General features: G+C 56.9%; 8 protein-coding genes. 4 read left to right on the forward strand and 4 right to left on the reverse strand.

Annotated elements, in window-relative coordinates:
• Complete coding sequence (gene tamB / locus FHC48_RS18965) at positions 1 to 3,777, reverse strand: autotransporter assembly complex protein TamB (RefSeq protein ID WP_039024045.1); 3,777 nt, start codon at positions 3,775 to 3,777, stop codon at positions 1 to 3.
• Complete coding sequence (gene tamA / locus FHC48_RS18970; protein WP_008501426.1) at positions 3,774 to 5,507, reverse strand: autotransporter assembly complex protein TamA; 1,734 nt, start codon at positions 5,505 to 5,507, stop codon at positions 3,774 to 3,776. The genes tamB and tamA overlap by 4 nt, the downstream gene beginning before the upstream one ends.
• 224 nt (positions 5,508 to 5,731) lie before the next feature.
• Between tamA and msrA the strand changes: the two genes are divergently transcribed.
• Entirely contained in the window at positions 5,732 to 6,373 is a 642-nt protein-coding gene (msrA, locus tag FHC48_RS18975) for a peptide-methionine (S)-S-oxide reductase MsrA (protein WP_059362863.1), read from the forward strand.
• Positions 6,374 to 6,584: 211 nt separating this feature from the next.
• The gene (locus tag FHC48_RS18980) at positions 6,585 to 7,922 is read left to right on the forward strand and encodes a hemolysin family protein (RefSeq protein WP_008501429.1); all 1,338 of its coding nucleotides are present in this window, start codon (positions 6,585 to 6,587) and stop codon (positions 7,920 to 7,922) included.
• A 71-nt stretch (positions 7,923 to 7,993) separates the two neighbouring features.
• Here the strand turns inward: FHC48_RS18980 and FHC48_RS18985 are convergent, their stop codons facing one another.
• Positions 7,994 to 8,200 (reverse strand): DUF1107 domain-containing protein, encoded by a 207-nt coding sequence (locus FHC48_RS18985; protein ID WP_008501430.1) that lies wholly within the window; start codon positions 8,198 to 8,200, stop codon positions 7,994 to 7,996.
• A 324-nt stretch (positions 8,201 to 8,524) separates the two neighbouring features.
• On the opposite strand from FHC48_RS18985, the gene FHC48_RS18990 reads away from it, so the two are divergent.
• A complete protein-coding gene (locus FHC48_RS18990; protein WP_119311964.1) occupies positions 8,525 to 9,082 on the forward strand; it encodes a YtfJ family protein in 558 nt (185 codons plus the stop codon).
• On the opposite strand, the gene cysQ is transcribed toward FHC48_RS18990, so the two are convergent.
• Positions 9,076 to 9,816 carry a 3'(2'),5'-bisphosphate nucleotidase CysQ gene (cysQ, locus tag FHC48_RS18995; protein ID WP_008501432.1) on the reverse strand — a complete coding sequence of 247 codons (741 nt, stop codon included), beginning with the start codon at positions 9,814 to 9,816 and terminating at the stop codon, positions 9,076 to 9,078. The genes FHC48_RS18990 and cysQ overlap by 7 nt on opposite strands.
• Before the next feature lie 190 nt (positions 9,817 to 10,006).
• On the opposite strand from cysQ, the gene FHC48_RS19000 reads away from it, so the two are divergent.
• Positions 10,007 to 11,950 (forward strand): bifunctional 2',3'-cyclic-nucleotide 2'-phosphodiesterase/3'-nucleotidase, encoded by a 1,944-nt coding sequence (locus tag FHC48_RS19000; RefSeq protein ID WP_059363298.1) that lies wholly within the window; start codon positions 10,007 to 10,009, stop codon positions 11,948 to 11,950.
• Positions 11,951 to 12,079: the final 129 nt, after the last annotated feature.

Genomic DNA, 12,079 nt, shown 5'->3' on the forward strand with positions numbered 1-12,079 from the left:
CTAAAACTCAAACTGATAGAGCAGATCAAGTGCCTGGTCTACGCCGGACACTGCTTCCAGATATAGCTTAGGCATCAGGCGATAGCGTAACGTGAGTGTTGCCAGTGAGTCAAAGATCCCCACACCATATTTTACCTGCAGACCCGGCAGTACATAGCCGCTGACCACCACCTGCGAGGAGTCACCCACGCCCTGGGTGTCCAGCGCCAGATTGCTTACGCCGAACGTCTCGCCGATTTTACCCACAACCTGCCCACTTTGTGCAACCCCCAGCCCCACTAACATCGAAGTCATCGCCGCGCTGTCGCTCTGACCGCTGTCGAGACCTTGACCACGCAGCAGGTAAGAGAGGGCTTCCTGCTGGGACATCGCCGGGTCAGAGAAGATCTCCGCCTTCGGTTCGTCGGCGGAACCGGTGACGCGTACCCCGGCAATGACGTCGTTTTCCGTCGCTTCCGGGTTACGAATCGCTTCGATGTTCAGCAGCGGTTGATCCGGTGGACCGGAGAACAGCAGCTCGCCTTTACGGACAATCAGATCCTGACCATAGGCGTGGAATCGCCCTTCAGGGATATTGATCTGCCCGTTCAGGCCAAGCCCTTGTTTATCCTGCGCCACCTTCAGGTCGCCCGTAAGCCTCGCCTTCAGCCCAAACGCATCCAACCGCACGTTATTCCCCACGTGCACGATAAGGTTACTATTAATCGGGATGCCCGCGCTCTTCTGTTCGACCGGTTTCAGATTTTCATTGAGCATAACTTCATCACTTGAGACGCCGACCGCACTTTCCGGCACGTCGTGAACCACGATGCGCGCCCACGGCACGTCGACGCGACCGTCAAGCGTGAAGAGGCTTGGCGTGGCTTCAAAGACCACATCAGGCGAGACGTCCAGTCGCACCATCGGCGGTACGGTGATGCGCACCTTACTGCCCTTCGCGGCAATACGGGCGCGCCAGTTGTCGAGCTGGCTCCAGTCCGCGTCGCCGCTCAGATTGATTTGCCCCTGCTGCGTCAGTACCGATCCGCTCAGCGTCGAGCTCATGCCGTTGAAGTTCATCGCGATCTGGCTGGGCTGCATGTCAAACGGCATAAAGTTGCCGTCAATATCCACGCCGCTGAGGCGCAGCTGGCCGAACAGCTGTGGGCTTTGCGCATTGCCCGCCAGGCGCAGGTTGGCGTTCACCATGCCCTCGGCTTTTTCCCCGCGCGCGAAAATCGGGTTCACCATCGCCAGGTTGAAGTTGCGGATAGTGACGTTGCCGCCCAGATTTCGTCGTCCCTGTGGGTCGGTAATTTGAACCTTGCCGTCAAACTGACCGTTGTTGGTGAGACGAATCAGCCAGCCCAGCTCCGCACGGTTGTTATGCAGATCTGCGCTCAGGTTCAGGGTGTCGAAGGCCACCGGCAGCGGCGCGTCATTCACCTCCTGCGTCACCTTCACGTTACGCCCGGACAGCGTGACGCTACCCTGCGGCAGCCCCTCTTTGGTGGTGTCCCAGGCGACATCGGCTTTTCCGCTGAAGACGCCGCTGGCCTGGGTAGTATCCGGCATAAACGGTTTCAGCATCGCCAGATCGAAGCGGTTGAGGTTGATCTGCGCGCGTCCTTCCGCGCCCGCGTCGATGGTCTGCGGCACGCACAGTTCCGCATTCGGGTTGGTCCAGCAGTGCGGCCCAATGCTGATCTTCTGCTCGGCGTTGCGGTAGTCCAGCGCGATGGCGCGCGACAGCGCCAGCGGCCCGACCGGCGTATTGAAACGGGTGTTATCCAGCGTCCCTTTCCAGCGCTCCTCTTTGCGGTCGAAGCTGCCGGTCAGGTGAAGCTGGCCGGAGACCGGCTCGCCCTGCACGCGCAGCTGCAGGTCGTGCTGCTTCTCGTTCCCTTTCGCGTCCAGGGTGACCAGGCTGATGTTGACGTCCGGCTGAGAAATGCGCTCCACGCGCAGGTTCAGGTTACCGCCGATCTGGTCAGTGGATTTCACATCCCCTTCCACACGAACGCGGGCAACGCTCAGCGCCTGCCAGCGCAGGTTATTGGCGGTAATGTCCGCCAGCAGCTGCGGCGCGTCTACCGTGCCGCGCACCTTCAGGAGCCCCTTCGCCGTACCGCCCAGGCCCGGCAGGGCGTTATCCAGATTCGGCGCATCGATGGTGGCGTCCAGATTGAGATCTTTCACCCCCAGCTCGCCTTTGATATCCGCCGTGTTGCGGCCCAGCGCCACGTGCAGACCCGGGATAATCCACTGCAGGTAGCTGTTGCCTTTCACCGAGCCTTCAACGTTTACCTTGTTCTGCTTCACGTTCCCGGTGAGCTTGATCTCCGGCACGTCCATCTGCCACGTGCCGCCGTACAGGCTGCCGCGGGTTTTGATCAGGCCATCCAGCTTCGACGGCCAGTCCGGCACCTCTTTGGCGGTGTTAATGCCCGTCAGCTTCAGCTCGCCGCGCCAGCTGATCGCCTGCTGCCAGTCGAGCAGTGCGGTTAACTCGGTTTTGCCTTCCAGCGCCGCGACGGTCAGCTTGTCGAGGTTAACCTGCTGTTCATTGCCCTTCGCATCCAGGGTGATGTTCGCGGGCGGCACGCCCTGCCCCTTCACTGCGGTGCGGAACGAGAGCGTATAGTCGGTCATCTTGCCGCTCAGCTTCAGCTTCAGGTCATCGGCCTGGTACTGTTTTTCGCCAGTGAATGGCCAGTAAAGCTGCTTGCTGACCACCTCAAGATTGAGCGGCAGCCCGGCTTCCGCCAGCTGGGTTTGCGCACGCAGGACCATGTCTACCGGGCCGGAGAGATTGACCCCGACATCCAGCTTCTCGCGCAGCGCCCCGCCCACTTTGACCTTCACCTTCTCGCCTTTGAGCGGGTCAATGTTCAGGGCGCTATTCAGCGTGATATCCACCGGCCAGTTGTCGCGCAGCAGGGCGTTGCCTGACGCGTTCACCGAGCCCTGATTGGTGTCGATATCCAGCGCGTCGAGCTTCATGTTGCCGTCAATGCTGCTGACTTTCAGCAGCATGTTATAGACCGTCAGGTCGGTATCGCCGGTCAGGCGCAGCTGCTCGCCTTTGAACTCTTCAATATTGAGGTTCAGCGGCAGATGCACATCGGTCATTTCCGGCAGGACAGGCTTCGAGAAGAGGTCTTTCAGCGTTTCGCCCAGCGGCTTCTCTTCCGGCTGCGGGTTCTGGATCTTCGGCTCGACGATCTCTTCCTGCGCCACGTCGGCCACTTTCGGCAGCGCGATCAGCAAGCCCTGCAGGGAGGTTGGCGTCAGGGTGAGGTTTTTCTCCTGCCAGCGCAGGCCGGAGCTGAAATCCATCACGGACACGGTGGTGTCGTCGATTTTGACATTGACGTTATCAAGCGCCACCCGATAAAGCGCGATAGGGTACGGCGTGGAGAGATTCAGCGGACCGCTGTCCTCTTCCTCTACTGGCGCAGACTTCGGCATTTTCTTCGAATCTATCGCCACGTTGACGTCTTTTAGCGACAAGTCGTTGACGCAGAGCTTGCTGTCACGCAGACAGCCCAGCTTCACCGCCAGGTGAAACTCCCCGGCGTTCACCGCCACGCCCGGCTGCTCATAGCGGATGTTCTTCAGGCGCAGGTCGCGCCAGCCGCCCGTCACCTGGCCAATCTCCAGCCCCGGCACCCAGCGGTTCGCGGCATTAAACAGCAGATGCAGCCCGGTCGTCGTTCCCACCAGAAACGCCACCGTACCGAGCAGCAGCACGATAAAAATCAGCACCCCGAGGCTTATCTTCTTCCATAAACTCATAATTCAGGCCCCAGACCGATGTAAAACTGTAATCCGTGTTCTTCTTTGTCGCCCACCGGCACGGCGAAATCGAGCTTGATGGGCCCGACGGGTGACTGCCAGCGTACGCCGACGCCCGCGCCGGTTTTAAAATCGCTGCGGCGGATATCGCTCACCGCTTCGCCGCCGTCGACGAACATGGCGCCCCACCATTTTCCGCTGACGTTGTACTGGTACTCCAGCGAGCCGGTAGCCAGCTTAGAGGCACCGATCAGCTTGCCGTCATCGTCCTTAGGCGCGATGGATTTGTATTTATAGCCACGGATGCTGCGATCGCCCCCGGCGAAGAAGCGCAGGTCCGGCGGGACCTTGTCGAAGTCGCCGGTTTCAATCCAGCCGAGGTTGCCGCGCACCACAAAGCGGTGTTTGTCATACAGCGTGCGGATCCAGACGTTCTGCGCCTGAATCACCGAGAAATCCACGTCGGAACCCCACATGGTGTTGGAGTAATCGATAGAGTAACGCTGGGAATCGCCCCAGGTCGGCATCAGGCCGCCGCGCGAGCGGGTGCGGCTGATCATCACCCCAGGATAGAGCAGCATGGTGGTGTTGGTGACGTTGGCCTGGGTAAAGTGATCCAGGCTCCAGCGCAGGTTGATGGCGCGCTGCCAGCCGCTGGAGAGATCCCAGTAACGCGACACGGCAAGCGTGGTGGAATCGGACTCGGTATCGTTCAGGTCGGTGCGCTTAAAGCCCCCCTGAACCAGGTAATATTGCTCAAGCGGATTTTTCAGCAGCGGCATTTTATAGCTGAAATCGAGCTGCTGTTCCGGGGCGGAAATGCTGGCGCTGGTGGTCAGGCTATGGCCGTAGGAGTTCATCCACGGCTTTTTCCAGGTGGCCTTCACGCGCGGGCCAACGTCCGTCGAATAGCCCACACCGGTTTCAATGGTGTTCTCGGTGCGCGGCGAAACAACGCCGTGCAGCGGCAACACCTTGGTTTTTCTAGACTTATCAAATTCAGGGGCGACAACCACGGAGTTAAACCAGCCGGTGGCTGAGAGCCGTCGGTTCAGCTCTCCCAGGTCGCTCGACTGGTAGTAATCCCCTTTTTTAAAGGGCACGAGGTTTTGCAGGTACTCTTCACGAATTTGCGACCCTTCGAACGTCACGTCGCCAAAGCGGTAGCGTTCTCCGCTGTCGTAGTCGATATCCCAGAAGGCCTGACGTCGCGCCAGCGCAATGCCCAGCTGGCTTTTATTGAACTGGCTGTCAAAGTAGCCCTTACGCAGGGAAACGCTGGTCAGCTCTTTTTTGAAGTGGTCGTAGTCACCGTGGTTGAGCACGGTGCCGATTTTCGGCCGCGTGCTGAGCAGGTCCAGGTAATCCCGGTCGGTACGCGCCCCGCCGCGCAGGATGACGTTGGTGCCGCCAATCAGCACCGGCTCGCCCGGCGAAACGCGGGCAATAAGCACCTGGCGCCCCTTCTTTGGGGGCGGGCGGAGATCGAAATCAATGGTGGGTTCGTAATACCCTAGCGCTTTTAGTCCTTCACGGATGGCATCATCGACGCGCGCGCGGAAACGCCGGTCCGGCGTCACCTCATCACTCTGGATGGTCGATAGCTGCGCACGCACGTTTTTTTGTAGCGCCCCGGATAACCCCTCAACCTGCAAACGGACATTCGCCGCGCTGGCAATCCCGCTTGTCAGCAACAGACTGACTAAACATAACTGGCGGATTTTTGTCACGTTTTCTCCTGAATATCCCTGTTTCTACCCTGGAAGCAAATGAAGTGCCGCTCCGCGGCAAAATACGGCCTGTTGGCCAAAAACCCGAATCTCGGGTTGAAAATGGGTGTAACACCCAAATATTTCTTATGATTAAATCTAGACTCATTCAGCGCATTTATTGTGTTCAATTAAACGCGCCGTGACAACCTTAACCGAAACATCGCACCCCGGGAGGCCCCACCGTGAGTTTATTCGACAAAAAGCATCTGGTTTCACAAGCTGATGCATTACCGGGACGCAACACCCCTATGCCTGTGGCGACTTTACACGCCGTCAATGGCCATTCCATGACTAACGTTCCTGATGGCATGGAAATCGCCCTGTTCGCTATGGGCTGCTTCTGGGGCGTTGAGCGCCTCTTCTGGCAGCTGCCTGGCGTTTACAGCACGGCAGCCGGCTACACGGGCGGTTACACGCCGAATCCAACCTACCGCGAAGTCTGCTCCGGCGAAACCGGCCATGCGGAAGCGGTACGCGTAGTGTACGACCCGACGGTAATCAGCTACGAACAGCTCCTGCAGGTCTTCTGGGAAAACCACGACCCGGCGCAGGGCATGCGTCAGGGCAACGACCACGGCACGCAGTACCGCTCGGCTATCTATCCGCTCACCCCTGAGCAGAATGCCGCCGCGCGCGCCAGCCTTGAGCGTTTCCAGCAGGCCATGCGTGAAGCGGGCGATACGCGCGAGGTGACCACGGAAATCACCACCGCGAAACCGTTCTACTACGCCGAGGACGATCACCAGCAGTATCTGCATAAAAACCCGTACGGCTACTGCGGAATCGGAGGTATCGGCGTCTGCCTGCCGCCACAGCTGGCCTGATTATCAGCCGTTAGATCGTCGCCCGTACCGGGCAGCACCCGCTGTCCGGTCTGTTTTATGTAAAAATGTGACCTCTGGCAGATTTACATCTCTTTACGCTATACTAGCCGCTGAAATAATCGGCTCAACGCTACGAGCTGATGTTCAATGTGTTTCCACACAAATGGTATCAACTCCCCTTCTGAGGATCTGGCGAGAAGCCGGATAAACTATGTTAAACAGTATCTTAGTAATACTTTGTCTGATTGCCGTCAGTGCATTTTTCTCGATATCCGAGATTTCGCTGGCCGCGTCCCGTAAAATCAAACTGAAGCTGCTCGCCGACGAGGGCAACATCAACGCCTCACGCATTCTCAAAATGCAGGAAAACCCCGGTACGTTCTTTACCGTGGTGCAAATTGGTCTGAACGCGGTGGCTATCCTGGGTGGTATCGTGGGCGATGCGGCGTTTTCCCCGGCGTTTTATAGCCTCTTTGCGCAGTACATGTCCGCCGAACTGGCCGAACAGCTGAGCTTTATCCTCTCCTTCTCGCTGGTGACCGGGCTGTTCATCCTCTTCGCCGACCTGACCCCGAAACGCATCGGTATGATTGCGCCAGAAGCCGTGGCTTTGCGTATCATCAACCCGATGCGCTTCTGCCTGTTTGTGTTCCGCCCGCTGGTGTGGTTCTTCAACGGCCTGGCAAACGTCATTTTCCGCATCTTTAAGCTGCCGATGGTGCGTAAAGATGACATCACCTCTGACGACATTTATGCGGTCGTGGAAGCCGGTGCCCTGGCCGGGGTACTGCGCAAGCAGGAACACGAGCTGATTGAGAACGTATTCGAACTGGAATCCCGTACCGTGCCCTCTTCCATGACGGGCCGTGAAAGCATTATCTGGTTCGATTTACATGAAGATGAGCAGAGCCTGAAGAACAAAGTGGCGCAGCATCCGCACTCCAAGTTCCTGGTCTGTAATGAAGATATTGACCACATCATCGGTTACGTCGACTCCAAAGACCTGCTGAACCGCGTGCTGGCAAACCAGAGCCTGGCGCTGAACAGCGGCGTGCAGATCCGCAATACCCTGATTGTGCCGGACACCCTGACGCTCTCAGAAGCGCTGGAAAGTTTCAAAACCGCCGGGGAAGACTTCGCGGTGATCATGAACGAATACGCGCTGGTGGTGGGTATTATTACCCTGAACGACGTCATGACCACGCTGATGGGCGACCTGGTAGGCCAGGGGCTGGAAGAGCAGATTGTTCAGCGTGACGATAATTCATGGCTGATTGATGGCGGCACGCCAATTGAAGACGTGATGCGCGTGCTGGATATCGACGAGTTCCCGCAGTCCGGAAACTACGAGACCATCGGCGGCTTTATGATGTTTATGCTGCGTAAGATCCCGAAACGTACCGACTCGGTGAAGTTCTCCGGCTACAAGTTTGAAGTGGTGGATATTGATAACTACCGCATCGACCAGCTGCTGGTGACGCGCATCGACAACAAACCGACCGTACTGGTGCCGAAGCTGCCGGATGCGGAAGAGAAGGTGTCGGCGTAAGGTTCCTGCCTCCACAAACATCAACGGCTCCCATCGGGAGCCGTTTTTTTAACTACTGCATAGCACGTTGGTTAAGCCATCTCAGTTTGCAGACGCATAACCTGACGGTTGACTTCGGACATCACAGACAGGTGCTGTTTGTCCTTCACTTTTGGGACAAGGATTTTGCCCTTATCAAACTCAAAAGCGCCAACATCCTTGATATACAACCGTCCACGGAACAGGATCTTCACGTACTTCGCCACCTGAAGCGGGTTGTAGCGTTGGAAAATTTTCATTCTTGTATCTCCTGCGAATCATACGCTCTTGCGGTGCCACAATCGGCCCGACTGTCCTGAGCGCAAATTTTGATGCCCAATGACTATAGACCAGAACTACGGTGTTACCCAGTGTGCATAAGTTTATTTACCGTTTGATTACAATTATTCAGAATAATCTTTGCAAAGCGTGATAGAGAGCAGTATAAGCCGTCGTTTTTTCATGGATATGTGCGTTCGCCCGCAAACTGGCATCGGGATTGCGGGAAAACCACATTGATCGCACTTATCATTAAAAGTGCATGACCAAGTGGTCGGATCACCTGCAAACAATAAGGAAACGCCATGACCCTACGTACTATCCTTGCAGCAGCCTGCCTGCTGCTGCCCCTGTGGGCGAGTGCTCACAACATTGAAAAAGGACAACGTGTACCGCCAGTCGGCATTGCTGACCGGGGAGAATTGATTCTCGACAATGATAAGTTTAGCTACAAAGCCTGGAATAGCGCGCAGCTCGCGGGCAAAGTGAGAGTTGTACAACATATTGCCGGTCGTACATCTGCAAAAGAGAAAAATGCCAACCTGGTGGAGGCGATCAAGGCGGCAAAATTCCCACACGATCGTTACCAGACCACCACGATCGTGAATACCGATGACGCCATTCCGGGCTCCGGGATGTTTGTGCGTTCAAGCCTTGAGAGCAATAAAAAGCTCTACCCATGGTCGCAGTTTATCGTCGACAGCAACGGCGTCACCCGTAAGGCCTGGCAGCTGGAGGAAGAGAGCTCTGCGATTGTCGTGCTGGATAAGAACGGCCGCGTACAGTGGGTGAAAGACGGGGCGATAACCCAGGAAGAGGTGCAGCAGGTTGTCGACCTGCTGCATAAGCTGCTGGCTCAATAAAGAGAGACGCGGAAGCCGGGGTTGAGGAAGGATTCGCGCGGGGTGTAGTCCAGCGGCTTGCCCTGCCAGTCATGAACGTGCGCCCCGGCGGCCGCAGCCACGGCGTGCCCGGCGGCAGTATCCCAGACGTTCGTCGGCCCAAAGCGGGGATAGAGCTGTGCCTGTCCTTCCGCCACCAGGCAGAATTTCAGCGATGAGCCAATCGAGGTGGTCTGGTGTTCACCCAACTGCTGCAGATACTCCTGCAGCTCGCTGTCGCTGTGCGAGCGGCTAATCACCACCAGCGGCGGACGCGCGTCGCGCACCTGGATCTGCTTGCGCACGCCGCACTCTTCCTTCCACGCCTTCCCTTCTGCAGCGCTGTACATCACCTTCATGACCGGCGCGTAGACCACGCCCAGCACCGCTTTACCCTTCTCAATCAGGGCGATATTGACGGTGAATTCACCGTTGCGCTTGATGAACTCTTTTGTCCCGTCCAGGGGGTCCACCAGCCAGTAGCGCTGCCAGTGCTGGCGCTCTTCCCAGCTTTGCGGCGCTTCTTCTGACAGGACGGGGATGTCCGGCGTTAAGGCCTGTAACCCTTTCAGGATCACCTTATGCGCCGCGATATCTGCCGCCGTGACCGGAGAGTCGTCCGCTTTGCTGACAACCTCCATGGGTTTACTACCGTCATACACCTGCATGATGGCATCCCCCGCATCCCGTGCGAGCTGACAAATTTTATCTAGCATTTTCCACCTCTTTGTTAACGCAGTGAGGTTAACTCTTTGTTTTAGTTATATCGTAATGTGAACAATTCCGCTATCTGTGAAGCAATTCCGGTTTCAGGTTGCTTTTTTCTGTCAGGATTCACATTTATGTAAGCAACACGTTATAGATACATACTCTTTTGTGGCCTGGATCGAAAAAAGGACTCTTCTGATGATTAAGTTTAGCGCAACGCTCCTGGCGACGCTGATTGCGGCGAGCGTGCAGGCAGCGACGGTCGATTTACGTATTCTGGAAACGACCGATCTGCACAGCAACATGATGGATTTCGATTACTACAAAGATACCCCGACGGAAAAATTCGGACTGGTACGCACGGCGAGTTTGATCAATGCCGCACGCGGCGAAGTGAAAAATAGCGTGCTGGTCGATAACGGCGATCTGATTCAGGGCAGTCCGCTCGGGGATTACATGGCGACCAGGGGGCTGAAAAAAGGCGAGATCCATCCTGTTTATAAAGCGATGAACACCCTGGACTATACCGTCGGTAACCTCGGCAACCATGAATTCAACTACGGTCTGACATACCTGCATGATGCCCTGGCAGGTGCAAAATTCCCGTACGTTAACGCCAATATCATCGACGTTAAGACCCAAAATCCGCTTTTTACGCCTTACCTGATTAAAGAGACTGAGGTTGTCGATCAGGACGGGAAAAAACAGACGCTGAAAATCGGCTATATCGGTTTTGTCCCGCCGCAGATCATGACGTGGGATAAGGCCAACCTCGACGGTAAGGTGACCGTTAACGACATCACCGAAACCGCGCGTAAATACGTGCCGGAAATGCGCGAAAAAGGCGCCGATCTGGTGGTCGTTGTCGCCCACTCGGGCCTCTCCGCCGATCCGTACCAGGCCATGGCAGAAAACTCCGTTTACTACCTGAGTGAGGTCCCGGGCGTCGATGCGATCCTGTTCGGCCACGCCCACGCGGTCTTCCCGGGCAAAGACTTTGCCAGCATTAAAGGGGCGGATATTGAGAAAGGGACGCTTAACGGCGTGCCGTCGGTGATGCCGGGCATGTGGGGCGACCATCTTGGCGTGGTGGACCTGGTGCTGAATAACGACGGCGGCCGCTGGAAGGTCACGCAGTCAAAAGCCGAAGCGCGCCCGATTTACGACGCTGCGGCGAAAAAATCGCTGGCGGCGGAAGATAAAAAACTGGTCGACGTGCTGAAGCACGATCACGACGCCACGCGCGAATTCGTCAGCAAGCCGATCGGCAAATCCGCCGACAACATGTACAGCTTCCTGGCGCTGGTGCAGGACGATCCGACCGTCCAGGTCGTCAACATGGCGCAGAAAGCCTATGCCGAACACTTTGTGCAGGGCGATCCGGATCTGGCGAAACTGCCGGTACTCTCCGCCGCAGCGCCATTCAAAGTGGGCGGGCGTAAGAATGACCCGGCAAGCTATGTGGAGGTCGAAAAGGGCCAGCTCACCTTCCGTAATGCCGCCGATCTCTATCTCTACCCGAATACGCTGGTGGTGGTTAAAGCCACCGGGAAAGAGGTAAAAGAGTGGCTGGAGTGTTCTGCCGGACAGTTTAACCAGATTGACCCACACAGCAGCAAGCCGCAGTCGCTGATTAACTGGGACGGCTTCCGCACCTACAACTTCGACGTGATCGACGGCGTGAACTACCAGATTGACGTCACCCAGCCGGCGAAATATGACGGCGAGTGTCAGGCGATCCACCCGCAGGCGGAGCGCATTAAAAACCTGACCTTCAACGGCAAGGCGATCGATCCGAATGCCACTTTCCTGGTGGTGACCAATAACTACCGTGCCTACGGCGGTAAGTTTGCCGGTACGGGAGATAGCCACATCGCCTTTGCCTCGCCGGACGAGAACCGCTCTGTGCTGGCGGCGTGGATCAGCGCGGAGTCGAAAAAGGCCGGCGAAATTCATCCGGCGGTGGATAACAACTGGCGTCTGGCGCCGATCCACAGCGATACGCCGCTGGATATCCGTTTCGAAACGTCACCGTCCGAGAAGGCAGCCGCGTTTATTAAGGAGAAGGCGCAGTATCCGATGAAACAGGTCGCGACGGATGATATTGGGTTCGCGATTTATCACCTGGATTTAAGTAAGTAGCGGCGATTGTGCCGGGTGGCGCTTCTGTATGACCGGATACATAGGTGACAGATCAGACCGGGAACATAGGTAACACTTTTACTCTATCCGCACCACACTCTGGGTTTTTCGGTCGTAGTACGCAAGCGT

Source organism: Enterobacter sp. EC_50, from assembly GCF_019584525.1.
Taxonomy (GTDB): Bacteria; Pseudomonadota; Gammaproteobacteria; order Enterobacterales; family Enterobacteriaceae; genus Enterobacter; species Enterobacter roggenkampii.